The 25,980-nt window shown below is 54.6% G+C and carries 22 protein-coding genes; all 22 read right to left on the bottom strand.

All coding sequences use genetic code 11. The annotated features are described in order from the left end of the window. Nucleotides 1-22: 22 nt before the first annotated feature. Nucleotides 23-1,735, bottom strand: coding sequence for a flagellar hook-length control protein FliK (locus ACIDEJ_RS01215; protein ID WP_411986269.1), 1,713 nt, complete (start codon nt 1,733-1,735; stop codon nt 23-25). 196 nt (nt 1,736-1,931) lie between these two features. Beyond that, nucleotides 1,932-2,378, bottom strand: a complete 447-nt coding sequence (gene fliJ, locus ACIDEJ_RS01210; protein ID WP_411986268.1) for a flagellar export protein FliJ — start codon at nt 2,376-2,378, stop codon at nt 1,932-1,934. Nucleotides 2,379-2,388: 10 nt separating this feature from the next. Beyond that, entirely contained in the window at nt 2,389-3,729 is a 1,341-nt protein-coding gene (gene fliI, locus ACIDEJ_RS01205) for a flagellar protein export ATPase FliI (RefSeq protein WP_411986267.1), read from the bottom strand. Next, nucleotides 3,701-4,627 (bottom strand): flagellar assembly protein FliH, encoded by a 927-nt coding sequence (gene fliH / locus ACIDEJ_RS01200; RefSeq protein ID WP_411986266.1) that lies wholly within the window; start codon nt 4,625-4,627, stop codon nt 3,701-3,703. The genes fliI and fliH overlap by 29 nt, the downstream gene beginning before the upstream one ends. A 23-nt stretch (nt 4,628-4,650) precedes the next feature. Continuing rightward, the gene (gene fliG, locus ACIDEJ_RS01195) at nt 4,651-5,694 is read right to left on the bottom strand and encodes a flagellar motor switch protein FliG (protein WP_411986265.1); all 1,044 of its coding nucleotides are present in this window, start codon (nt 5,692-5,694) and stop codon (nt 4,651-4,653) included. Next, nucleotides 5,684-7,393 carry a flagellar basal-body MS-ring/collar protein FliF gene (gene fliF, locus ACIDEJ_RS01190; protein ID WP_411986264.1) on the bottom strand — a complete coding sequence of 570 codons (1,710 nt, stop codon included), beginning with the start codon at nt 7,391-7,393 and terminating at the stop codon, nt 5,684-5,686. Before fliF ends, fliG begins: the two co-directional genes overlap by 11 nt. A 31-nt stretch (nt 7,394-7,424) precedes the next feature. Then, a complete protein-coding gene (fliE, locus tag ACIDEJ_RS01185; protein WP_411986263.1) occupies nt 7,425-7,757 on the bottom strand; it encodes a flagellar hook-basal body complex protein FliE in 333 nt (110 codons plus the stop codon). A gap of 205 nt (nt 7,758-7,962) precedes the next feature. Continuing rightward, a complete protein-coding gene (locus ACIDEJ_RS01180; protein ID WP_411986262.1) occupies nt 7,963-9,300 on the bottom strand; it encodes a sigma-54-dependent transcriptional regulator in 1,338 nt (445 codons plus the stop codon). Continuing rightward, entirely contained in the window at nt 9,297-10,373 is a 1,077-nt protein-coding gene (locus ACIDEJ_RS01175; protein WP_411986261.1) for a sensor histidine kinase, read from the bottom strand. The genes ACIDEJ_RS01180 and ACIDEJ_RS01175 overlap by 4 nt, the downstream gene beginning before the upstream one ends. Nucleotides 10,374-10,459: 86 nt before the next feature. Beyond that, on the bottom strand, nt 10,460-11,890 hold the full coding sequence (locus ACIDEJ_RS01170) for a sigma-54 dependent transcriptional regulator (RefSeq protein ID WP_411986260.1): 1,431 nt from the start codon (nt 11,888-11,890) through the stop codon (nt 10,460-10,462). A 300-nt stretch (nt 11,891-12,190) separates the two neighbouring features. Next, nucleotides 12,191-12,595 (bottom strand): flagellar export chaperone FliS, encoded by a 405-nt coding sequence (fliS, locus tag ACIDEJ_RS01165; protein WP_411986259.1) that lies wholly within the window; start codon nt 12,593-12,595, stop codon nt 12,191-12,193. A 9-nt stretch (nt 12,596-12,604) separates the two neighbouring features. Beyond that, nucleotides 12,605-12,946, bottom strand: a complete 342-nt coding sequence (locus tag ACIDEJ_RS01160) for a hypothetical protein (RefSeq protein WP_411986258.1) — start codon at nt 12,944-12,946, stop codon at nt 12,605-12,607. 24 nt (nt 12,947-12,970) lie between these two features. Further along, nucleotides 12,971-14,341, bottom strand: a complete 1,371-nt coding sequence (fliD, locus tag ACIDEJ_RS01155) for a flagellar filament capping protein FliD (RefSeq protein ID WP_411986257.1) — start codon at nt 14,339-14,341, stop codon at nt 12,971-12,973. A 74-nt stretch (nt 14,342-14,415) separates the two neighbouring features. Further along, nucleotides 14,416-14,853 carry a flagellar protein FlaG gene (locus ACIDEJ_RS01150; RefSeq protein WP_411986256.1) on the bottom strand — a complete coding sequence of 146 codons (438 nt, stop codon included), beginning with the start codon at nt 14,851-14,853 and terminating at the stop codon, nt 14,416-14,418. A 138-nt stretch (nt 14,854-14,991) separates the two neighbouring features. Next, nucleotides 14,992-16,860, bottom strand: a complete 1,869-nt coding sequence (locus ACIDEJ_RS01145; protein ID WP_411986255.1) for a flagellin N-terminal helical domain-containing protein — start codon at nt 16,858-16,860, stop codon at nt 14,992-14,994. A gap of 253 nt (nt 16,861-17,113) precedes the next feature. Beyond that, the gene (locus ACIDEJ_RS01140; protein WP_411986254.1) at nt 17,114-18,979 is read right to left on the bottom strand and encodes a flagellin N-terminal helical domain-containing protein; all 1,866 of its coding nucleotides are present in this window, start codon (nt 18,977-18,979) and stop codon (nt 17,114-17,116) included. A gap of 131 nt (nt 18,980-19,110) precedes the next feature. Next, complete coding sequence (gene flgL, locus ACIDEJ_RS01135; protein WP_411986253.1) at nt 19,111-20,316, bottom strand: flagellar hook-associated protein FlgL; 1,206 nt, start codon at nt 20,314-20,316, stop codon at nt 19,111-19,113. An 11-nt stretch (nt 20,317-20,327) separates the two neighbouring features. Then, nucleotides 20,328-22,253 (bottom strand): flagellar hook-associated protein FlgK, encoded by a 1,926-nt coding sequence (gene flgK / locus ACIDEJ_RS01130; RefSeq protein ID WP_411986252.1) that lies wholly within the window; start codon nt 22,251-22,253, stop codon nt 20,328-20,330. A gap of 25 nt (nt 22,254-22,278) precedes the next feature. Continuing rightward, the gene (gene flgJ / locus ACIDEJ_RS01125; RefSeq protein WP_411986251.1) at nt 22,279-23,373 is read right to left on the bottom strand and encodes a flagellar assembly peptidoglycan hydrolase FlgJ; all 1,095 of its coding nucleotides are present in this window, start codon (nt 23,371-23,373) and stop codon (nt 22,279-22,281) included. Between the two features lie 24 nt (nt 23,374-23,397). Beyond that, a complete protein-coding gene (locus ACIDEJ_RS01120) occupies nt 23,398-24,489 on the bottom strand; it encodes a flagellar basal body P-ring protein FlgI (RefSeq protein ID WP_411986250.1) in 1,092 nt (363 codons plus the stop codon). Between the two features lie 9 nt (nt 24,490-24,498). Continuing rightward, nucleotides 24,499-25,176, bottom strand: coding sequence for a flagellar basal body L-ring protein FlgH (flgH, locus tag ACIDEJ_RS01115; protein ID WP_411986249.1), 678 nt, complete (start codon nt 25,174-25,176; stop codon nt 24,499-24,501). 12 nt (nt 25,177-25,188) lie between these two features. Continuing rightward, nucleotides 25,189-25,977, bottom strand: a complete 789-nt coding sequence (flgG, locus tag ACIDEJ_RS01110) for a flagellar basal-body rod protein FlgG (RefSeq protein WP_411986248.1) — start codon at nt 25,975-25,977, stop codon at nt 25,189-25,191. Nucleotides 25,978-25,980 lie beyond the last annotated feature (3 nt).

Genomic DNA, 25,980 nt, shown 5'->3' with positions numbered 1-25,980 from the left:
ACAACGCTAATAGGTTACCGACTCACGCATAATAATCTATAGCGGATGTCGAAGTTAACAGCGGTTCTGCACCCACAGTCGTCTCTTCGCCGGAAATTTCGCCAGATGTCCCGTTACCAAAGCCGCCCTGCTCCGCCTGTTGCCGGGCATGGCTTTGCTGTCCACCTCCCTGGGATACCTGACCATCAGCCAACTGCATGCCCTGTTGCTGTAATAAATCCCGTAAACGCGGCATTGACTGCTCCAGCAGCTCCCGAGTGTGGGTCTGGGTAACATGAAACTGCACCTGGGTATGCTCGCCCTGCACCTGCAGCTTTACGGTCATCGCCCCCAAATCCGGCGGATCGAGCCGGATTTCAGCATGCTGAATGCCGTTATTGACCATGGTGAGCAACTGCTGGCGCATGGCAGGGGCAAAACGTTGCAATAACTCTTGGCCATTGGGCGTTGCCCCGCCTGCGGTGCGCAGGGACAACTGATAGTGTGCCGGCTCGCTGCGCAGCTCATTGGCCGACGCAGATAATAGCGTATTAAAAGATGATGCGCTCTCGGCCCGCTCCTGCGCTGCCATCACCAAGGATTGCAAGGCGGGTGTTTTATCGGTTTTTTCAGCAGAGGGGGTGGTATCCGTCATCATGCTTGCCATTTTTGCCATGTCAGCAGATGCGGCCAACGGGCTGGTTTCAGGCGCTGCATTGGCAACAGCAGTTGCCGGCGGCAAGCCAGACTCGTTTTTTTGCCCAAGCAGTGATGATAACGAGGAGGCGGCCTGTGGGGTACGGTTACCAATATCCGTATCGGCAACGGTGCCGGTGTTTGCAGCGACGGGTTTATCCGCCTGCCATTGGGCCAATAACTGTTGTAACTGACTGAGCGATGCCACTGCCGACGGGGCTGCGGTCTGCCCGTCATCCGTTGGCGGCGTGCCGGCCGCATCGGTAGCGGCAGAGAATGCCTGCAAGGCGGTGAGTAACTGGGCCAATACCGCGGCGGTTTGCGTTGCCATGTTGCCATCCTCGGCATCAGGCAGCGGTGCGTCCGTATCCATATCCGCCTCGGCATCCACTTCCAATTCGGTGTTTTCACCAGATGCCGGCGCTTGCAATTGCAGTAGCAGTGCCTGCAATGCTGCATCGCCCTCCTCATCCAAAGAGGCTTGGGCAGCGTTTGCCTGCCCAGACTGCATGGTGTGTTGCAACAAGTTGCCAAGGGATTCGAATAACGCCGTCAAGGATGCAAAGGCGTCAAGTTCGCTGTCCGCATCATCCGCTTTGGCATCCGCATCTGAGGCCTTTTCTGCCTCGCCGCTTTCAGGAGGTTGGCCCTGCAATTGCTGCTGCAGTAGATTGCCAAACTGTTGCTGCAACGTTTGCGGCTCCATTTGGGCAATTTGCTGCAGCTGCGTGGGCGTTAAGCCGCACAATTTGCCCACATTGACAAGTGCTTGTTGCAAACGCTCGGCCGGCGGCAATTTTTTGCCCATGGAAATCTGCCCCAGTACCGATGCCACCTTGTCTCCTGATGCCGTTTCACTGGCGGGATGCTGCGAGGCGGCATTGGCCGCATGGTACTGTTGTTGCCCCAGGGCATTATCGCCCGCGGGCTGCACCTTAGCCTGCGCCTGCTGAAAGGCATCTGAAAACCCCTTGTTTTCAGTAAGTTTTACCGTATTTTGCACTGTCTGGCCGGGGCTTTCCTGCATTATCAGTAAAGCGTTATTGGCGAGCTGCTGCATGCACTTCTCCAGCGTTATGGGTGCGCCTGCCGTGAAACATCGCAACTGGCTGACACGACCTGAATTTGGCGATATCCGTTATTGGTAAGAATCAAAGCAAAAAACAGGCCATTAAATAATGGCTAATGGCTCCTCAATGAAAGGCTAAATGCCCGGTGGGAAGAAAAAACGTCGCGCCAGCGCGGGATTGGCAGCCCTAACCCGATTTTTTACGGAAAAACTGCTGCGAGGCAAATTCATCAATCATCTTTTGCTCTTGCTTGTTCTCCCGCTGTTGCTGCTGCTGGGCCTTTTTCTCCAGCAACAGCTCCACGGCTTTGCGTTTTTGCTGTTTCTCCATCCAGTGCTGCTGCCGGTACTGCTGTTGTTGCCGGGCATCTGCCACCACCGCCAGCTGCTGCGTGATGGCGCCATCCACTTGCTGCACAAAGCGGTGAAATTGCTGGTAATAATCAGCGCGGATCTGTTGCCCCTGCTGGGCGGAGAGCTGACGCATGTAATCCAGACGGTAATCCTGCAGGGATTGCAGCTGATTGGCGCGTTTTTGATGCTCGAACTGTGCCGCCTTGAGGCGCAAGGCCGCCTGTTCTTCCGCCTCTTTCGCAAGCTTCAGTACGGTGTACAACGGATCAGATTTTGCCACAAGTTACTCCCTATACCCGACACTGCCCAGAGAGCTGCTGCAGCATCTGTTCACTGTCGGCAAAGCTGACCGACTCGTGCAACCGCTGGCGCAAAAAGGCGTTCATGGCCGGTTGCAGGCGAATGGCGTTATCGATTCTGGGGTCACTGCCCTGTGAATAGGCGCCAATGGAGATAAGATCCCGGTTTTGCTGATATAACGAATACACCTGTTTTACCCGGCGCATGGCTTCCAGGTGTTCGGCAGAAATCACCATGGGCGCCACACGGCTGATGGAGGCTTCAATATCAATCGCCGGATAATGCCCCGAGTCGGCCAACGCACGGGACAACACGATGTGCCCGTCGAGAATGGCCCTTGACGCATCGGCAATGGGGTCTTGCTGATCATCCCCTTCGGTCAGTACGGTGTAAAAAGCGGTGATTGACCCCTGCTGGCCACCGCCGTTACCGGCCCGTTCCACCAGCCGTGGCAAGCGGGCAAACACCGATGGCGGATAGCCTTTGGTGGCCGGCGGCTCGCCCACGGCCAGGGCAATTTCACGCTGGGCCTGGGCATAACGGGTGAGGCTGTCCATCAATAACAGGACGTCATATCCCAAGTCGCGAAAATATTCGGCAATACGGGTGGAGGTTTCACAGGCGCGCAAACGCATCAAGGGGGAGGTATCAGCCGGTGCGGCAATCACCACGGAGCGGGCACGACCTTCACTGCCGAGAATTTCCTCAATGAATTCTTTCACTTCCCGGCCACGTTCCCCCACCAGCCCCACCACGATGATGTCGGCGGTGGTGCCGCGGGTCATCATGCCAAGCAGCACGCTTTTCCCCACGCCGGAGCCGGCAAACAGCCCCATGCGCTGACCCTTGCCCACGGTCAGCATGGCGTTGATGGCCCGCACCCCCACATCCAAGGGTTCGGTAATGGCGCGTCTTGCCAGCGGATTCATGGGTTCACTGTAACGGGAAACCGGCTCCAGCTCGGCAAGCGCACCCAGACCATCCAGTGGCTGGCCATTGCCATCAAGCACCCGGCCAAGCAGTTTCATGCCCACCTGCAAACCGGTTTGTTCCCCTAAGGGGATGACCCTGGCACCGGGGACCACGCCTCGTAATTCCTCTACGGGCATCAGGTATAACAGGTCATCGTCAAACCCCACCACCTCGGCCACCAAGGTGCCGGAAATGGTGTCAATGGCACACAGACTCCCCACCGGTGCCCGGCAACCGGTGGCTTCCAGCGTCAGCCCCACTACCCGCACCAATTGGCCGCTGGCAATGGGATGATAAGGGGTAATATGCTGCTGCAGTTGGCTGAGTTGATTAAGAAGATGGTGCTTGCGTGCTTCCATCTGCCGCTCCTGTAATCTGCGCTGCTGATGCGGAGGATTCGGTAGGCTCACCTTGTGGATGTTGCTCAGTGCCTGTATCCGCCGGCGCTGCAGGTGCGAGCTGCTGCGCAGTTTTTTCCAGCTGCTGGCGCTGGGCCAATACACTGCTGAACACCTCCTGCAAACGCGGCTCCAGGCGCATGTCCACTTGTGAACGCTGGCAGCTGATAAGGCAATCCCCCTGTTTGAGGCCGGGGTCTTTTTCCAGTTGCCATTGATTATGGCTCAGCTGTTCATCCCCATAAAGGGATTGCACCAGCGTCACATCCTGGGGATGCATGCGGATGGTGATTTTCTGCTCTTTCATGGGCAGGGCGTCAATGCCCTGACGCAGCGCTGCCAGGATCTGCTCCGGATGGGTCTGCAGCTCATGGCCTATTACGCTACGGCTGAGTTGCTCCACCACTGCCAGCAGTGATTGTTCTATTTCCACATCCAGCAATGCCAGCGGCTGGCAAAACTGCGCCATTAACCGCTCAAATCTGTCGAGCAGGGCCTTGGCCTGTGTTAATCCCTGGCTTTTGCCCTGCGCCTGCCCTTGGGCCAGTCCTTCAGCATGTCCTTGTTTAATCCCTTCCTGACGGCCTTTTTCCATGCCCTCTTTAAAACCTGCGGCGTTGCCCTCTTCAAAACCTTCCCGCTCGGCATCCGCCCTGATGGCTTCAATCTCCGCCATGGTGGGCGGCGCCACCACCGGCTGGGGGGCCACGGTTTTTTGCGGCTCGGGATTTTTATGCCCGAACAGGTTGGTTTCCTGCCGAGGCGGTAAGGAAGCACTCACATCTGGCAGCGCCCACTCGTCAAAGGCGGTGGCATCTTCCGGAGGAATGATGTTTTTTGAGGTGATATGTTCAGCCATAGGGCGATGCTCTTACGATGCTTTTACAAGAATTCTTCGCTGCCACCACCGCCCAGCATGATTTCGCCGGCATCCGACAGGCGACGGGCAATGGACAGGATCTCTTTTTGTGCCACTTCCACTTCGCTGACGCGGATGGGCCCCATGGCTTCCAGATCATCGCGCATCAGCTCTGCCGCCCGTTTGGACATGTTGGCAAAGATTTTTTCACGCAGCTGATCGTCCGCCCCCTTGAGGGCCTTCATCAATACATCCTGCTGCACTTCACGCAGCAAGCTCTGTATGCCGCGATCGTCCACATCGATAAGATTTTCAAAGACGAACATCAAGTCCTGGATTTGCTGCGCCATTTCTTCGTCAGATTCCCGCAGGGTTTCCATCAATTGGCTTTCCACGGAGGTATCCAGGTAGTTCATGATATTGGCTGCGGCTTTCAGGCCGCCCATTTTCGCCGCTTGGGCACCGCCCTGACCGGCAAACTGTTTTTCCATGATGTCGTTGAGTTCCTGCAGCGCCGCCGGTTGCACCTCTTCCAGGTTGGCAATGCGCATCATCAGGTCAAGACGGGTGTTTTCCGGAAACTGGGCAAAAATCTGCGCGGCCTGATCCGGCTCCAGGTAAGACAGGACAATGGTTTGAATTTGGGGATGTTCATTCTGGATGATGCTGGCCACCTGACGGGCATCCATCCATTTCAGCGAATCGAGCCCCTTGGCGCCGCTGCCCATCACAATCTGCTCAATCAGGTTGCCGGCTTTGTCTTCCCCCAGCGCGGTGGTCAGGGCTTTGCGGATAAACTCCTGACTGTTAAAGCCAATGGAGGAAAACTTCTGTATGTCATCCAGAAACAGCTTGTGCACGGCGGTAACCCGCTCCTGGCCGAACTCCTGCATGCTGGCCATGGTCATCCCCACCTTTTGCACCTGCTTGGGTTCCAGGTGCTTGAGGATGGATGCCGCATCAGCTTCGCTCAGGCTCAGCAGCAAGATGGCGGTTTTTTCCACCCCGCTGAGGGAGCTGACATCAAAATTATTAGCCGGCGCTTTGGCCTCTTCGTTATTTGCCATCGTCTTGTAACCAGTTTTTCACGACTTGCGTGGAGAGTTCGGGTTCGTTAGCCACCAGGGCACGGATGGCTTTAATCATATCATCATCTTTGTGCAGCGTGGGGATGAGGATTGAGCCGTCTTCAGCATAGCTGTATTCCGCATCATGTTTGTGCAGCATCCCCAGGGTGTCAGCAGCGTATTGATCTTCAATATCCGCCAATTCATGCCCCAGTTGCGGTTCATCGGGCATTTTGGCTTCTTCGGGGAAAATCAGCCGTTTCACCACGGGTTTGACCACAAACAGCACCAGCAGCAATATGGCCAGTCCGGCAAGGATCATTTTCACGGCGCGCCAGAACCACTCCTGCTCCCACATGGGGGTGGGTGGCAACTCTTCAAGCAGTTGATCCATAAAGGGTACGGTAACCACTTCAATTACATCGCCCCGCTGGGTATTAAAGCCTATGGCGCCTTCCAGCAACCGGCGGATATTGGCCATCTCCTCTTCGGTGCGCGGCACCCGGGTGGTTTGCCCATCGGCACCTGCCGCACCGGATTTGAAATCAACGGCCACCGATACGCTCACCCGCCGCACATTGCCCACCTGCTGCTTGGTGTGGCTGATGGTGGTGTCCAGTTCATAGTTGCGGGTGGCTTCGTTGTGGCTGCTGCTGGCCATGGTTTTGTCGCCACTATCGCCCGTGGCCTGCTGCGGGATGTTGGCTGCCATGGGCGGCTGATTGCTCAACGCGCCCGGCACGCCGCCATTGCTGCTGCCATTGACCGATTTATTGTCCACCACCATTTCACTGCGCAGTGCCGGCAAATCGGGATTAAAGCGCTTGGCGGTTTGCTCCACGGCAGTAAAGTCCATATTCACATCCACCTGGGAGGTGAAGTTTTCCGGGCCGAGGATGGGGATGAGTATGGAGTCAATCTTGTTACGGTATTCCTGCTCTTTTTGCTGCACGATTTCAATTTCACGGCGGGCTCTGGCAGAGACGGCATCCTGACTGCCGGAGTTGAGCAAGCGGCCATTGGCATCGGTGACGGTTACCTTGCCAGGTTCCATGCCATGCACGGCAGAGGCCACAATATCCACAATGGCATCCACTTCCTCCTGCCCCAATCCGCCTTTGCGGGTGGTCACCACCACGGTGGCACTGGGGGCCGAGCGGGTGCGGGCAAACACGTTTTCTTTTGGCAACGCCAAAATCACCTTGGCGCGGCTGACACTGTTAAGCTCTTCAATGGCCCGGGCCAGGTTCATTTCCTGGCTTTGCTTCAGGCGTGCCTGCTCCATGCGCTGGCTCACCCCGAAGCCCGAGTCCTGATTGAGAAAATCCTTGGATTCGGCACTGGTAGAGACCCCGGCGCGGCTGAGTAGCAACTTCACCTGTTGGTACTGATCTTCGGGCACCTTGATCACATCCACATCCAGCTTGTAGGGAATGCGGCTTTTGTCCAGCACATCCAGCACCTGCACCTGCTGATCCGTGTCCATTTTTCCCAAGGGTCGGTATTCGGGCTCCTGGGCCCAGATCATGATGAACACCGCCAGCGCCAGACAGATGGCCAGCACCAGGATCATGCTGACCTGCCGCAACATATCCACACTGCCAAGCATGCCCATGACGCCGGACTTGTTTTCCTGCTGGGTGCCATTGGCTGAAGAAGCGAGTGTGCCGCCGTTTTCTGCAACTAATTCTGTACTCACGTTAAATTCCCGCTATCGTGCTGATGTTAAGTTATACCGGCATGCTCATGATTTCTTTGTATGCCTCAACCAGCTTGTTGCGCACCTGAATGGTGGCATCAAAGGCGACACTGGCTTTTTCCCGGGCAATGACGGTATCTGACAGCGTCACGCTGGTGTCGCCCATTTCCAGCCGGGTGGCCAGATTGGCGGAGGTTGATTGCAGCTCGCTCACCTGGCCGATAGCCTGGGTCAGTAACTGGGAAAAATCAGCGCCGCTGGTGTTGTTCACCTGGCGTAAAGGCGAGGAGGATATGGCATTGGGGGTGATTTCACCTTTCAGTGCCTGCAATTCCTGCAGCAACGGATTGCCATTAATCTGCATAGTGTTATCTCCCATCGTCAGCGGTTTGACGCATAATCATCGATAAACAGGGTAATGCAAAAAGGTTGCCAAAGATTTATGCCGTCATGAATGACGGAGCCATAAGGGTTGGGATGAAAGGTGATGGGCCTGCCCGTTATCGCCAGTAGATTTTACGGCACAAGATAACGGGCAGGTGCAACAAAGGGATGTCACTCAAAAAACATCATGCAGGCAGTTCAATGCCCATTTCCCGCATTTTGGCCATTTTGTAGCGCAAGGTTCTGGCGCTGATCCCCAGTTTCTCGGCCACTTGCTTGCGGCTGCCGTTACACTGGTTAAGGGTTTCCAGAATGATCATGTGTTCCTGGGCTTTCAGCTCATCCCCCAAGCCTTCCGTGGGTTGCACTGCAGGTGCCTCCCGGCTGAGGGCCACATCCTGCAAATCAATCACGATATCGTTGGCATCAATCCGTTGGTTGCGGTGCAAAATCAGCGCCCGCTGGATAACGTTGTCCAGCTCACGCACATTGCCGGGCCAGGAATGGCCCAGTAAGCGACGCACGGCACTGTCAGACAGTTCAGGTACCGGGTGAATGCCGCTGTTATCGGCATGACGGCGTAACAGGTGCCGAGCCAGGGGAATGATGTCGCCCGGACGCTGGCAAAGTGCCGGCCAGGCCAGCGGGAACACATTGATACGGTAGTATAGGTCTTCACGGAAATCCCCTTGGGCCACCATCTCCTTGAGATCCCGGTTGGAGGTTGCCAGCACCCGCACATCCAGCTTGATGGTTTTGCGGCCCCCTAAGCGTTCCACCTCCCGCTCCTGCAGCACCCGCAGCAGTTTAGCCTGCAGTGCCAAGTCCATTTCAGAGATTTCATCCAGCAGCAAGGTGCCGGTTTGGGCCTGTTCAAATTTCCCCGGACAAGCCTGATAAGCGCCAGTAAACGCGCCTTTTTCATAGCCGAACAGGGTGGCTTCCAGCATGTTTTCCGGAATGGCGGCACAGTTGATGGCAATGAATGGCCCATGCAATCGCGGGCTTTTTTGATGGATATAACGCGCCAGCACCTCTTTACCGGAGCCGCTGGGGCCTAAAATCATTACTGAGGCTTCTGATGCGGCCACCCGTTCGGCAAGTTCCAGCAACGCGATGCTTTTCTCATCAGCTACGACCGGAGCCCCCGTATTGGCTTTTGGCCGCAAATAACGGCTGACCTGATTGAGCAGCACTTCAGGCGAAAACGGTTTGGCCAGATAATCCACCGCTCCCAGCTTGATGGCACTCACGGCACTGTCAATGGTGGCGTATGCGGTCATCAGCAGCACCGGCAACTGGGGATGCTGCTGCTTGAGGTAATCCAGCAGCCCCATGCCACCGATGCCGGGCATCTGCACATCACTTATCACCATGTCGAACTGGCATTTTTTCAGCGCCACAATGGCTTCTTCCCCGTTGGCCACATCCACACACTGGTAGCTGGCAAGCAGCAAGGTGTCGAGCAGCGCCTCTCGCAAAGACGCATCGTCCTCGACCAACAAAATCCTGATATCGTTCATAGGTCATGCTCTCCGGCGCCAGCAGGCTGCGCTACCATGGGCAATTTCAGTGTAATGCAGCAGCCCTTGCCCACCATGCAGTCAAGGGACAACTGGCCGCCATGGCTGTTGACCACTGACTGCACCACGGCCAAGCCCAGGCCGGTGCCATGGGGTTTGGTGGTATAAAAAGGCTCCAGCACCTGTTGCTGCTGTTTTTCATCCAGTCCGTGGCCATTGTCACTGACGGTAAGCACCATCTGCTGCGCCTCCCGGGTCAATCGCAGCACTATGTGGCTCGCCTGGGCTTCTGCGCTGTTCATTACCAGATTGTTGATGGCCGAGCTCAAGCCATGAAGATTGGCAAACACCATGCCGTCAGCCACAAGCTGCATCTCCAGCCGTACCTGCCTTTTTTCACAGAGGGCATCGCAATTAATGATGACCTGCCGCACCACCTCAGACATCAATATGCGCTCGCCCACCTGCTCCTGGCGCCCTTTGGCAATCAGCAGCATATCGTTCACCTGCCGCTCCAGTTCACCCAAGCGCTCCAGCAATTTATCCTGAAAACGCTGACGGGCCGGTGCCGCCAAGCGAGGATTGCCCAGATTGGCGGCATACAGCAATGCGGCAGAGAGGGGGGTACGAATTTGGTGTGCCAGATTGGCCACCATTTTGCCCAGTGCAGACAACCGCTGCAAATGGGAAAGGTTTTGCTGCAGCAAGCGGGTTTCGGTAAGATCGGTGAGCATGATGAGTTGCCCGGGTTCCGGCGTCAGCGGGGTAATGGCCAGTTTCACCCGGCGACCGTTACGCAAGGAAACCTCATGGCCGTCATCCTTGCGGGGAGCAAAGGCGCGGTTGATGATATGCAGCCAACGTTCGCCCACCAGCGGTACATCCAGCAGTGATTCTGCAACCGGATTGGCATCGGTCACCATGCCATCACCGTTGAGGATCACCACCCCGGATGGCATGGCCTGCAGAATGTGCTCCATGCGATTGGACATGTTGGCGGCTTCTTTAACCTGAATCCACTGATGCCCGCGATGTGAAATGGTTTCCAGCTGAGCAAGAGATTGCGCCGCCATGAACACCCCGTCAAAAAAATAGCCTTGACGGGGATAAAGCAGATTTTATGCCAAAAGATTTTCTTTAAGAATCAAGTAAATGAAGGTTAATCTTTGTTCATGCCATACTTGCGCATTTTTTCCACCAGTGTGGTGCGGCGAATGCCCAGCATCTCGGCGGCACGAGCCACCACGTTATCCTGTTGGTCCAGCGCCTGGCGGATCATGTCAATCTCCAGCTCCGCCAGCAAGTCTTTAAGGTTAACCCCTTCTGGTGGCAATTCGCTTGGGAAGCGGGTTTCAGGGATTTCCACCGGCTCGTCGTCACTGAAGATGGAGGCCAGCGCATCGCGCTCCTGCATCTCTTCGCTGATATCCAGCGAATACTCAGGCACGTCAATATGGCGATATTTCACCGGCAGGTCGTTCACATCCACCAAACCGCCCGGATAAAGGATGGTCAGGCGCTCCACCAGATTGGACAGCTCCCGCACGTTTCCGGCCCAGCTGTGTTCCTTCAATGAATCAATGGCCCGCTGGGTAAAGCGCACCCGGCCCTTGCCTTCATTAAAGACCCGGCTTACCAGCTCTTGCAGCAGCAAGGGGATGTCATCCCGCCGTTCGGTCAGGGGCGGCATCTCGATGGGGAAAACGTTCAGACGGTAGAAGAGATCTTCCCGGAAGTCGCCAGCGTCAATCATGGTTTCCAGATTACGGTGGGTGGCGGCAATCACCCGCACATTGGACTGAATGGCCTTGGTGCCCCCTACCCGTTCAAACACCCGCTCTTGCAGAACACGCAATAATTTCACCTGCATCTGCAACGGCATGTCGCCGATTTCATCCAGAAACAGGGTGCCGCCTTCCGCCAATTCAAAACGGCCCTTACGGGCGCTGATGGCACCGGTAAACGAGCCTTTTTCATGGCCGAACAGTTCACTTTCCAGCAGTTCTGCCGGAATGGCGCCACAGTTGACCGGAATGAACGGGCCTTCACGGCGATCGGACAAATAATGGATATTGCGCGCCACCACCTCTTTGCCGGTACCGGAGGGGCCGGTAACCAGTACGGTGGCACCGGATTCTGCCACTTGATTGATTAAATGGCGCACATGGGCAATGCCTTCGCTGCGCCCCACCAGGCTGCGAAACAGTTTGGTTTGATTGGCACTGGTAGGTACCTGTGGCCGTTTGATTTGACCAAAAACCTGGCAGTAGTGCAGCAGTTCAGTGACCTGCGCATAATTTAACGGCTCGTCAATATGCCCCAGCACATTGGAAGCGCTGTTATCGAGTCTGCCGCAACTGAGAATGGGTTGCCAGGGAAGCCGGCTAATCAGGGGTTGTATCTGTGGTGCAATCAGACACTCGGGCAGTAAGATCAAAGCTCTGCAACGTAACTCAGGGGTCAGTTTTTCCGCTGCCTCAACCGCAACAAACTCCACCTGTTCCCCAATGAACTCCAGGACACAGGCAAGGCGGTTAGCACGTTCGGATGGATTGCCGACAAGTAAAATTCGTTGATCTATTTGCATCATTCAGTAGGCCGCTACGGTCTGATAATTATCGTTTAATTATTTAATCTAATTGTTTTTGTTTGTCCAAAAAACGGCACGAAACAGCACTTATTATTCACGTTTATAACAAAAGCCACAGCCATGCAGAATATTGTATTATCGGCCGGGCATAAGCAACCCCGTGAGTGATTTTATGTCTCAAACAGGAAGATTTTAGATCAAATTTGTCATGCTTACCGGATAAGCGTCAAAATCATGACGGATGTTAGAATACAGGCGCCCAATTTGGCGCCTGTATGATGACTGTCAATGAAGCTGCAACTACTCTTGATTGCCTGTCAGGTAGTGTTGTTCTGCCGGTATGGCATCCCACGCTTCTTTAATCTCCCGCAGCAGCGAGGAAACATCATCCAGTGCCTGAACATCGTTATTGATGTTGGCCTCGGTAATGCGCCGCAGCATGAAGTCGTACAATTGCCGCAAATTTGCCGCAATGTCGCCGCCCTCTTCCATCACCAGAGAATTATTGAGCCCTTGAATAATGCCAATGGCCTTGCCGATTAAAATCCCTTTCTGGGCATAGTTGCGCTGTTCCATTGCGGCCTTTGACTGGGCAATACGCTCCAGCGCCCCGTTAAATAACATCTGTGTGATTTTATGGGGAGAAGCATCTGCCAACTGGCTTTCAAGTGATACTTTGCGGTAAGACTGTATGGAGCCTCTCATTTTGTGACCCTACCTTTGTGCATCCAGAGTTTTATATACATCCAATTTGCGCTCGTTACGTTTTCTGGTCACCAGGGAATCCCCGTAATATTGCCTGAAAGCGACCATCCGGCGCGCGTAATCTTGCGTCAGTTGCTGTTGCGTTTGCAGTTGTTTACCGTCTTCGCTTGAGGTCAGTAACAACCAGGGCTGCAACAGATTTTGACGCTGCAGTAACAGGTTTTGCAAAATCTGCACCAGGTTTTCAGCACCGGTTAAATCCTCACGCACCTGTAGCTTGAGCTGCTGCAAGTTGGTGTCAATTTGCCGGTTAACACTGTCCAGTGCGGTGTATAGCTGTTGTTTATCCACGGGCTCATCCACGGCTAGCGTACATTATTTTTTGCTGGACGATACCAGACCGGGTAACGACTCGATACGTTCAGTGATCATGGTGCTTTGGGAATTAAGCTGCCCCACCAGCAAATCCATGGCGTTGTATTGTTTGGTCAAACGCGCCTGATAAGCCTGCATGCGGGTTTCCAGCTGCTCCCGCTGGGCATCGATGCGTTCCAGTTGATTGCTCAACGAGTCATTGCGACTATCCAGAATGCCGCCAGCCTGCGTATAGGATTTACCAATGCTTTGCAGTTTTGCCGCAAAGCCGGTGTCTTCGGTGGTAAAGAAGGCTTTCACCTGGGTTGAATTATTGGCCAGTGCGGCAGACAGCTTGTCATCGTCAATTTCCAGAGTGCCTTCCCGGGTGGTGCTAATGCCCAAATTGGTCAGCGCGGTACTGTTGCCGTCCCCGGCATCAAACATGGAGGAGATGGCAGTACGGAACTGGGACTGGATGCTGCGCACGGTGGCATCCCCCAACAACACGGCGGCGGTTTCGGTTTCGGCGTTATAACTGGACAGACTGCCAACGGTGGACATCATGGTGTTGTAAGCCGAAACAAACGCCTTGATGGCATTTTTAGGCTTGGCGGTATCCTGGGCCACGGTGAGCATGGTGGACTTGTCCACATCCGCATCGGTGAGATTGAGCGTCACCCCGGCAATGGCATCTTCCACCTTGTTGGCGCCAGAGGTGATTTTAAGGCCATCCACCGTGATAACCGCATCCTTGGCGGCTTGCAATTCGGTCATGGTGAAGGTGTCAGCCAGTGCGCTGCCACTGTTGTCGGTGGCGGTGAGCTGGATTTGGTTGTCCGTGCCCGTGTCATCGGAGGTAAGCACCAGCCTGGCGCCCTCATCACTGTTAATGATGGTGGCCGTCACCCCGACGTTATCTTTTGCAGCATTGATTTTCTTGACAATATCCTGCAGCGAGTCGTCAGCTGCCACATCCACATTAAAGCTGTCGTCGTTTACGGTGAGCGCCAATGTGCCGCTGCCTATGCCTGCCGTTGCATCCTGAACGGCGCTGCTGCCCAATTTCTGGCTTTCAGCCAGTTGCTCCACCACCACTTTATAACTGCCCGCAACTGCATCATCAGCCACAGTGGCACTCATAAAATCGCTGTTGGACAACTTGGTTGTATAGCCGTTAAAGGTCGTGGCTTTTGTCAGCGGGGATAATTTGTCCACAAACTCGGAGATGGCACTTTTCAAGGAGCCAATGGCGGAGACTTTGGCGGTGATTACCGCTTCATCCGCATTCAGTGCCGTCGTTTTGGGGGACTTTTCCGCATTGACCAATGCAGTGACAATACTGCTGATATCAAGCCCTGACCCCAGACCATTGGCCGTTAAACTCGCCATTGTTACCTCCGGTTGGTTAACCATATGCCTGTGTTAACCGTATGCCGGTTAACACAGGCGCACAAAAGCCTGTATCAGGCTTCCGTTTTCATCAATAATCCGGCAATTTCTGACATTTTCTCCGCCAGTTCCAACGCATCCTGGGACGGGATCTGTCTGATGAGATCACCAGAGTCCACATCTATGACACTCACCACCGGCAGGCCGGCCTGTTCATCCACCCGAAACTGCAACCCTTTACGCATCATGGTCATCGTGGCGGTCAGTTCTTCGGTTACCTGTTGCAGCGTATCCGGATTTTGTTCATCTTCATTCCCGGTTACCGGTGATTCTGACGCCGGTAACACAGTGGTTTCATTCCCAGCAACAACCATGCCATGAGTAACGTTAACGGCGGTAGCCACCCCGTTATCATTACCTGACAGGACTTCTGTCTGTGGGGCCTTATTGTTGGCCATACCCGCAGTTGCCTGCAAGCCCGGCGCTGCATTAAATGATAATTCACTGTTCATTCGTCTGCGTCCCACTTTTGCATACCCAAGCATTCCATGACTTGGATACTCATGTTTAACATCAGCTTAAGCAATAAAGGGGAGTGCATCAAATGCGCCTCCCCTTTGCTCATTCTAAGTTAGCCGTATCCACGGGCATTACAGCAAGGACAGGGCCACCTGTGGCAACTGGTTCGCCTGAGCCAGCATGGCAGATGACGTCTGCGACAAAATCTGCTGTTTGGTCATGGTGGCGGTTTCCTTGGCAAAGTCCACATCCTGTACCCGGCTACGGGCATCAGACACGTTAGTGGAGATGTTGCTCAAGTTGCTGATGGTAAAGTCCATACGGTTTTGCACCGCACCAAGGTCAGCACGGTTGCTGTCGATGGTGGCAATGGCCGCATCAATGATGCTAACCGCAGACTGGGCGCCATCGGCGGTGCTGATATCAATCCCAGCCACCGACTTGAAGGTGGTGCCTGCCGCCTTGCTCATTTCTACTGCATCAGCGCTGCCATCTGCCACCGATACCGCACCCAAGCCTTCATCCAGCTGAGCATTGGTAAAGTCTACGGTGTAATCGATAGAGGCAGATTTAAAACTGTTACCCGGTGTCAGCGCGTTATCTTCCACGGTCAGGGTGTTTGCGCCTGCAGTCAGGGTCAGAGCGCCTGTCATGGTGTCGGTAGCGTTGGTGCCACTGGCTCCCACGTCAAATTCCTTGCCGTCATCGCTGGTAATGATGATTTTATCACCGTCATCATTCAATTCGGCGGAGAAACCATCCAATCCATCAATGGTCCCTACTAGGGTGCTGATATCTTTAGCATTATCCTTGTTCAGCGTTAAGGTTTGACTCCCCAGCGTCAAGGTCATGGTTTCGGTTTCAGTCCCCGCGGTAGAGGCTACATCGATAGCAGTACCGGCAGTAGCACTGTCAGCCGAGTTATCATAGGTAGTGGTACCAACGGTAATTTTAGCTGTATCAGAATCCCCGGCTGCCCCACCTGAAGCACCATCACCATTAGTCGCCAGCGCTTTGACGTTGAATGACGAGCCGTCATTACTGGTGATGGACACTTCACCGGCATCCGCATCATACGTGGCGGTATAACTTGCCCCTACGGTCGCATCGTTGTTAATCAAATCGGCCACTGCAGACAGATCTGCCGCACTGGTAATGTCAATATTCGTCGCACCAACCGTTAACGTCATTTCTTCATTGGCATCAGAGGCCGCTGTATAACCCGACAGCTTGACGGTATTGGTGGTGTCTTCTACCAACCCGGTGAAATCACTCAAGGTGACCTGGTTGTTTTCTTTGACGGTAACACCGCTCAGGCCATCAATGTTATTGATCTTGGCCTGAACATCCGCCCCGCTCATATCCGCATTCAGGGCAATATTGTAAGAGTTTTCACCCACCTTGATGGTGGTAGAACCGGCAGCAGCTTCAGTGCCTTTGGTGATTTTGGTGGTCACGGTGCCATTGTCATCAAAGCTCTGATAAGTACGGCCAATGGCAGCGGATGACACGTCTGAAATGCTCACGTCAATGGTTTCATTGGCGTTGGCACCCACCTGGAATGATTTAGTGCCAAAAGAACCGTTGATCAGCTTCTGGCCACCAAAAGAGGTGGTATCGGCAATACGGGTCAACTCAGATTGCAGGGATGCAATTTCTTTCTGCATGGAGGCGCGGTCATCGGCGGAGTTGGAGCCGTTGGCAGACCGCAATGACAAGTCACGCATGCGCTGCAGGATGTTGGTGGACTCCTGCATGGCACCTTCTGCGGTCTGGGCCATGGAGATGCCGTCGTTGGCGTTGCGCTGGGCTACGTCCAAGCCGTTAATCTGACTGGTCAAGCGGTTGGAAATCTGCAACCCGGCGGCATCATCCTTGGCGCTGTTGATGCGCAGGCCAGAGGACAAACGCTCCATTGAGGTCTGCAGAGCACTGTTTGCTTTGTTCAGGTTCTTTTGTGAACTCAAGGAGGTCACGTTGGTATTTACAGTAATAGCCATGTTGGATTCCTCATTATTACCTGGTTGACTGCTGCCTGAGCCATCCAGCCAGGCGGAGCTTTTCTAATACACTCACTGTAACGGCGTGGGGAAGGTAAACTTTAGGCTAATTTTTAAAATTTTTGGCAGCGAGGGAAACCGGGTAAAACATGCCGTAAAAACACAGGCCAATACCGCAAACGGGCCGGCTAATGCCGACCCGTTTGTGAGTGAAAAGACGCCTTAATGAGCGCTGTTACGAGAGTTTTGAATATCAACCCTGCAATAATTGCAATGCCACCTGAGGCAGCTGGTTGGCCTGTGCCAGCATGGACGATGACGTCTGCGACAAAATCTGCTGTTTGGTCATGGTGGCGGTTTCCTTGGCAAAGTCCACATCCTGAATGCGGCTGCGGGCATCCGACATATTGGTGGAGATATTGTTCAGGTTGTTGATGGTAAAGCTCATGCGGTTCTGAATGGCCCCCAGATCCGAGCGCTGCTCATCAATACCGGCAATGGCTGCATCAATGATGTTGATGGCAGACTGGGCGCCATCGGCGGTGCTGATGTCAATCCCGGCCACCGACTTGAAGGTGGTACCTGCCGCCTTGCTCATTTCTACCGCATCAGCGCTGCCATCTGCCACCGATACCGCACCCAAGCCTTCATCCAGCTGGGCATTGGTAAAGTCTACGGTGTAGTCGGTAGAGGCAGAGTTAAAGGTCTCAGTTGGTGTCAGCGCGCCATCTTCCACGGTCAGGGTGTTTGCGCCTGCAGTCAGGGTCAGAGCGCCTGTCATGGTGCCGGTAGCGTTAGTGCCACTGGCTCCCACCTCAAATTCCTTGCCGTCATCACTGGTGATGATGATTTTATCACCGTCATCATTCAATTCGGCGGAGAAACCATCCACTCCATCAATGGTCCCTACTAGGGTGCTGATATCTTTAGCATTATCCTTATTCAGCGTTAAGGTTTGACTCCCCAGCGTCAAGGTCATGGTTTCGGTGTCAGTCCCCGCGGTAGAGGCTACATCGGCGGTACCGGCACCTGTTGTGTCAGCCAAGTTGGTATAGCCAGTGGCACCTACAGTAATGGCACCTGTATCAGCATCCCCAGCTGTAGTAGTACCTGTACCATTTCCCCCCGTTGCTTTGACGTTGAATGTCGTGCCGGCATTACTGCTGATGGACACTTCACCAGCATCCGCATCATACGTGGCGGTATAATCCGCCCCTACGGTCGCATCGTTGTTAATCAAATCGGCCACTTCGGACAAATCCGCTGCGCCCGTAATGACAACATCATTACCCCCAATGCTTAACGTCATGGTTTCATTGGCATCGGAGGCCGCTGTATAACCCGACAGCTTGACGGTATGGGTGGTGTCTTCTACCAGCCCGGTGAAATCACTCAAGGTGACCTGGTTGTTTTCTTTGACGGTAACACCACTCAGGCCATCAATGTTATTGATCTTGGCCTGAACATCCGCTCCGCTCATATCCGCATTCAGGGCGATATTATAAGAGTTGTCACCCACCTTGATGGTGGTAGAACCGGCAGCGGCTTCAGTGCCTTTGGTGATTTTGGTGGTCACGGTGCCATTGTCATCAAAGCTCTGATAAGTACGGCCAATGGCTGCGGATGACACGTCTGAAATGCTCACGTCAATGGTTTCATTGGCGTTGGCACCCACCTGGAATGATTTAGTGCCAAAAGAACCGTTGATCAGCTTCTGGCCGCCAAAAGAGGTGGTATCGGCAATACGGGTCAACTCAGATTGCAGGGATGCAATTTCTTTCTGCATGGAGGCACGGTCATCAGCGGAGTTGGAGCCGTTGGCAGACCGCAATGACAAGTCACGCATGCGCTGCAGGATGTTGGTGGACTCCTGCATGGCACCTTCTGCGGTCTGGGCCATGGAGATGCCGTCGTTGGCGTTGCGCTGGGCTACGTCCAAGCCGTTAATCTGACTGGTCATGCGGTTGGAAATCTGCAGCCCGGCGGCATCATCCTTGGCGCTGTTGATGCGCAGGCCAGAAGACAAACGCTCCATGGAAGTTTGCAGTGCATTGTTGGCGCCGTTCAGGTTTTTCTGTGACTTCAGTGAGGTCACATTGGTATTAACAGTAATAGCCATGTCAAGTTCCTCTTCCTAGTTTTCACGCCAAGACTCGGAGCTTGGCTAGCTTTGTTAATTCGTGCTGTCTTTGTGGTGTTCAATTTGCCAGTGCTGCATGCTTACTTGTTCAGCCACGCTGGCGATGCGCTTTATAAATAATCAAACAATGACACTGTGCCCACCTGACCAAACAGTGTGGATACCGCATTCATCGCCAGTTGCTGTTTCTGGTACTCAGAGACCGCCGAGGTATAATCCAGATCCTGCAGCAGCGACAGGGCAGTGTTATTCACTAACGCCACATCCCCATGATTGCTGGTGTAATTGTCCAGGCTGCTGAGGCTGGTGCCGGTTTCACTGCGGCCGATGCGGATCTGATCCACGCCACTATCGAAATTATTCAAGAGCTGTGCCAACTGTGCCTGTCCGGCGGGAGTATTAATGGCATTACCATTTTCAAAGAGGGCAATGGTTTGCCCGACGGTATCAAAAATGCCGGCAGATGCCTGAGGCGTGATGGAAAAACTGTCGCCAGCAGCAGGCGTACCATCAAGAGAAACCTCTATCCCATTGAAAGATATTGGGTTTGATGTATCCACCGGTGTAACGGTAGTTACTAATGTGTTGCTGGCATCCAGGATCTGCAATTCCAGCCCGCCACTACCGTCATCCATGAAGTTGAACTGATAATCCCCGGGCACATAGGTTGACGGGTCGGTGATTTTGGCGCTGCTGACGGAAAAATCACCGCTTTGCGCCGCCGAATAATTGACGCCAAAATCCCCCATGGCGTTGGGAGCATTCATGAATGCCGCATTCCCTGCCACATTGGTGGCCATGGCAACACCCGCCGCCACCAGTGCAGTACGCACACCGCTATTGCCCTGATAATGCACATTGCCACTGGCGTCGGTCACAAAAGGCTCGGTATCGATATTGGTGCCGGCAAAAATATAGCTGCCGGCACTGTCGCGATAGTTGGCAATGCTTTGCAGCTGTTCCAGGCTGTTGCGCAATTCATCGGCAATACTTTGCCGCTCGTCGTCGGTATAGGTGCCGTTTACCGCCGCCAGCATCCGGTCACGTATGGACATGGCCAGGGTTTCTGCTGCACCGAGTTGACTTTCGGCCAGCGACAGATGGCCGGTGGCATCATTGATGTTTTTCTGAAACTGCTCAATCAGGGCATTTTGCTGGTTAAGATTGTCAATGCCCACCGCCGCGACCGGATCGTCACCTGCGGTATTGACCCGCTTGCCACTGGAGAGCTGCTCCAGCAAATTGCTTTTTTGTGCCTGACCACGATTAAGGCTAGTGATGTTTTGGTTGAACATCTGTGCGGTGGAAATACGCATGTGCATCACTCCTATCGAACGGCATTGAATAAGGTGTCAAAAACACTGTTGGCGGTAGTCATAATCCTGGCCGATGCCATGTACGCCTGTTGAAACTTGATCAAATTGGCGGCTTCTTCATCAAGGTTGACCCCAGACTCTGACTGCACCCGGTTATAAGCCTGGTTATAAACGCTCTGGGCGGAATTCATGCTGACTTCGGCGGCTTTGGTCTGGCTGCCCACCTGCAGCTTGGTTTGTGCAAACACGTCCGCCAGTGTGGCTTTGCCGCCTTCCATGATTTTGCTGTCGGCCAAATCGGCCATGGCCACCGCATTGCTGTTGTCGCCCACGGCAAAACTCAAATCCAGGGTGAACACGTCACTGCCGCCGGAAAGCGCATCCAGACGCACGGTAAAACCGTTATCGCTTATTTGGGGCGGATTGCCGCTAACATTGCCGCTGCTGACCACATTGCCGTCGCCATCCGTTGCCTGATAAGTGGGCGGCACCACGGAAGAATCAATGGTGTAGGTAAGCTCACTGCCGGTTACCGGGAAATTGGCTGCCGCGCGGTTATCAACACTGACCAGCGTCATCCCGGCATTGCCACTGTTACTGCCTGCTGCCGTAATGTGCGCCGAGGCTGCCGCCAGGCCGTGAGGCTCTGTCATGGTCAACTGCAAACTGCCGGCAGCATTGGCGCTTGGACGAATGTCAAAACGATCCCCTGCCGCCATGGCACCGGCATCGATATTGAGGGTGAAACCATCAGCGCCTTCCAGCGTGGTGCCATTGAGTGCCAACGAGGTGACGTTGCCGGTCTGGTTGTTGGTCAGCTCATAGGTGCCCGCGGTGGTGTAACGCAGCTGATAACTGTCGCCGGTGAGCGCACCTACATCCGTTATCCTGGCACTCAATGTGGCGGTGCCGCCATTGCTGTCATAGGCACCCACGCGTCCCTGAACCATGGCGGCGCTGTTGATGTCGGTAAAAATGTTTTGCCCCACCTGCCCTTTCAAATCAAAGCCTTGTGCCTGTTGGCGGTTGAACGCATCCGCCACGCCCAATGCCATCTGCCCCAGTTGCATGGAGGCCGGTTGCAAGGTGTTATCCCGGTAGTCATAAAGGGCGCCAAGCTGGCCCCCCAATTTGGCCGGGTCAACTTTTAACGTGGTATCTCCAACGGTATAGGTAAGATCCACCTCGGTGGGGTAAGGATCGCCGGTGGTGGTGCCCATGGTCATGGCCACCTCGCCTGAGACCAGCATGAAGGCGCTGCCCATCATGATGCTGCGACTGCCGTTGTCCAGCGGCACCACATTCACCTGGGCGTACTGGCTCAGTTCATTAATCAGGGCATCCTGCTTGTCAAGCAGCTGGGCATCCGGGGCGTTGGTGGACATCAACGCCTTGTTGATGTTGGCCATTTCACTGCCGATCTCGTTGATGCGATCGGTAATGCCGCTGATTTCGTCATTGGTCTGGCGCATCTGGTTATCCAGATAACTGTCCATCTGGTTAAAATTGGCCGCCAGTTGCTGGGCCGAGCTCAACACGGTTTGGCGGATGCCGCTGTCGGACGGGGCGTTTGCCAGATTGTTCATGCTGGAGAAAAACGAATCCAGTGACGATGTCAAGGTGCTGCCGGTATTGGACAACAGTTCATCCAAGCCACTGAGTTTGTTATAGCGGGTCTCGGCGCTGCTTAAGTTGGTCTGGCCGATGCGCAGCTCCCGCGCCGCAAAATCGTTGTAAATGCGTTTGACATCCGTCACGTAAGTGCCGGTGCCATAATAGTTGCCCCCCAGGTAATAGGAATCCTGACTGGCCTGAATTGCCACCTGCCGGTTGTATCCTTCGGTATTGACATTGCTGATATTATTACCGGTCACCCCAATCTGGGATTGGGCGGCCTGCACACCGGTGCGGGCAATATTCAATAAATCAACCGACATAATTCAAGCTCCTGTAAGGCGGCAGTTATCGGCCGCCGGCCCCTTGTAAGAATTGTCCGAAATCCTGCTTGATGCTTTGCAGCACTCGCATCACCTTATTGGCATACTGAGGATCGGTGGCATAACCGGCCTGGGCCAAACCGCGCACGTACTGCGCCGGTTCAGCGGCAACCTGACGGGCATGCTGATAACGTTCACTCTGCGAAATCAGTGCCACATAGTCGTTAAAGCTGTCTTTCAGGTTGTCGTACACTCTGAACGCCGCGTTTTCCCGCACCGCACGGCCTTGTTCATATTCGGTGGTGCCAACCGTGGTACTGCCACCTTGCCAACGTTTGTCCGCCTTGATGTTAAAAAGGTTGTTGCTGGGGCGGCCATCGCTGGTCTTGATCATTTTCTGTCCCCAGCCGGTTTCCAGTGCGGATTGTGCCAGCAGCACCTCTGCCGAGGTGCCCAATTGGGCGGCCGCCTCTTTGGCGTAGGGGTAAAGCACTTTGACAAAATCTTCCGGTGAACCGATGTTGCCGGCATCCTGCGGCAATACCTGGCCGCTCAATATGCTGTCCAGGGTGTCGTAATCACTCATGGGCAAGCGGGCGTCATGACGGTGGCCATTGGATGCCGCCGTTGCATCTGCCGCAGTTAACGGCCCATTAACGGCCGCCGGATTCTCCAGCGGCAATGGGGCATAAGGCGCATCGGCGCTGTCATCCGTTGCCGGAGCTGCCGCAGGGGTTACACCAGCACCCCTTGGCGCCACAAATGCCATGGCAGAGTCGCTGCGCATCACGGAGGCGGGGGTTATGCCGGAATGCTGTGGGTCCAGCTGTTGCACCATCAAGTCTGCCAAGCCCAACATGCCTTTTTTGGACAAATCCACCGACAGCTGCTGATCGTGCATCTGCTCGTAAAACTTGGTGTACTGGGAATTCAGCGGGCTATCCGCTTCAAAGGCCTGATTGGCATCACGCATGCTTTTCATCAACATCTGCACAAAAATCCCTTCAAATTGCCGTGCCACTTCTTTAAGCGCGGCTTTTTGATCGGTCTGGGCCTTGGCGCGCAGGTTATCCAAACCGGCCAAGTCCAGAAAATGGGAAGAATTTGCAAGTTGATCCATGGTGCTACCTGTAACCGTCATAAATCAGATCACGATAAGCTCACCATGCAAAGCACCGGCCACTTTTAACGCTTCCAGAATAGCCAGTACATCCGATGGTGCCGCCCCGACCATATTGACCGCCCGTACCAGTTCATCCAGCGTGGTGCCGGGGTTGAACAGGAACATGCGGCGGTTTTCCTGAGTCACATCAATGCTGCTGTTGGGCACCACCACCGTATTGCCCCCGGCCAACGGGTTGGGCTGGGACACCTGCGGGTTTTCGGCAATGGTGACGGTCAGGCCGCCATGGGTAATGGCAGCAGGCAGCAAGCGCACATCTTTACCTACCACAATGGTGCCGGTACGGGAGTTCACGATGACTTTGGCAGATTCGCTGGCAGGCTCCACCTGAATGTTCTCCAGTGTGGCCAAAAACGATACCCGCTGCGCCGGATCCCGCGGGGCATTTACCTGAATGGACGCCGCATCCAGCGGCCTTGCCATGCCGGGGCCCAGCAGGTTGTTGATGGCATCGGCGGTTCTTTTGGCCGTGTCAAAATCGGCGCTTCGCAAGTTGAATGTCAAATAATCGCCGCGGGCAAAGGGGTTTGCCACTTCCCGCTCCACAATCGCGCCATTGGGAATGCGCCCCACGGTGGGCGTGTTGTTAATCACTTTGGAGCCGTCCATGCCATCGGCGCTGAAACCGCTCACCACCAGGCTGCCCTGGGCAATGGCATACACGTTGCCATCAACCCCGCGCAAAAAGGTTTGCAACAAACTGCCGCCCCGCAGGCTTTTGGCTTCCCCCAGGCTCGACACGGTAACATCCATGGTCTGCCCCGGCTTAATGAATGCGGGCATTTCGGCATGCACGGCCACCACGGCGCTGTTTTTAATCTTGGGACGCACGCTGTCCGGCAAATTGATGCCAAAATTCTTCAGCATGGTTTTAAAGGTTTGTTCGGTATAACGGGTTTTTTCCCCGGTGCCCGGCAAGCCCACCACCAGCCCGTAACCAATCAGCTGGTTTTCACGCACCCCCTGCACATCGGCAATATCCTTGATGCGTTCAGCCTGTGCGGGCAGGCACATTAACAGTCCCAGCAATAGCCACCATTGGGTTTTCATCATCATGACTCCTTAAAACGGCCACCAGTCAGACATAAAGAATTTGCTGAGCCAGCCCACTTTTTGCGAGTCGGCAAAGGTACCGGTACCGCTGTACTGGATGCGGGCGTTGGCCACACGGGGGGATTGCACGGTATTTTCGGTGGTAATGTCCTGAGGTCGCACAATGCCGGTAATGCGGATGAACTCGTCACCGTTATTGATGGTGATCCATTTTTCTCCCCGCACCACCAGGTTGCCGTTGCCCAGCACCTGAATGACGTTGGCGGAAATCTCGCCGGACAAGCTGTTGCTTTGGTCCGTATCCGCCGAACGGGCGGTATCCATGCTGTCGCTATATCCCACATCCAGCGAGTTGCCGTTAATGGTGACATTGCGCCCGGCGGCCATCAGTGGATTTACCGACAGGTTGGAACCTTTGGAAATCTGGTTGCCCGCGCTTTTTTTCGCTTGGGTGGATTCCACCAGTTCAATGGTGACAATGTCCCCAACCCGATGGGCTTTAAGATCGGAAAACAGCGCCGTGGCCCGGTTATTGGTGTAAATGGAGCCGGTGGGCACCAGCGCGGTTTCGCTGCTGTCATCCGGATATACAGGCGCATAGTAAGGATCGTCGGCAATCGGCTTGTGCTGACTGGAGGCACAGGCCCCCAGGAACAAAAGCGGCAATAGTGTCAGTAATACCTTCATAACCTTACCCCGTTACAGATTCTGGTTTACATAACTCAGCATCTGATCCACCGCCGAGATGACCTTGGAATTCATCTCGTATACCCGCTGGCTTTCAATCAGATTGACCAGCTCTTCGGTCACGTTGACGTTGGAAGTTTCCAAAGAACCCTGACGGATACTGCCCATACCATCCAGCGCTGGCGTGCCCTGCACCGGTGCGCCACTGGCACCGGTTTCCAGATAGAGATTCTGGCCAATGGGGTCAAGACCGGACGGATTGATGAAGTCAGACATGGTTAACTGTCCTACCACCTGATTTTCAGCTTCGCCGGGCATTTTCACTGACACTTCCCCTTCGGAAGACACGGTAATCGAGGTGGCATTGGCTGGCAGGGTAATGCCGGGTTGCAGCACATAGCCTTCACCGGAGGTTACCATCTGGCCGCTGTCATCCATAGTGAACTGGCCGTTGCGGGTATAGGCGGTAGTGCCATCCGGCATCTGAATTTCAAAAAAGCCCGGGCCCTGGATCATCAAGTCCAGCGCGTTATCGGTAGTTTCCATATTGCCCTGGGAAAACAGCTTCTGGGTGGATACCACTTTGGTGCCCGCCCCCAGATTCAGCCCGTTGGGCAGTTTGGTGTTGGATGCACTGATGCCCCCGGCCTGATTCACCGTCTGGTACAGCAAATCTTCAAACACTGCCCGGGATTTTTTGTAACCCACGGTGCTGGCATTAGCGATATTGTTGGAAATTACCGATATGTCGGTCTGCTGGGCGTCGAGCCCGGTTTTACTAATCCATAAAGCAGGATGCATAAT

Source organism: Shewanella mytili (assembly GCF_046765975.1).
Classification (GTDB): Bacteria; Pseudomonadota; Gammaproteobacteria; order Enterobacterales; family Shewanellaceae; genus Shewanella; species Shewanella mytili.
The sequence above is the reverse complement of the archived record's forward strand: the minus strand, read 5'-3'. Positions and strand labels throughout refer to the sequence as shown.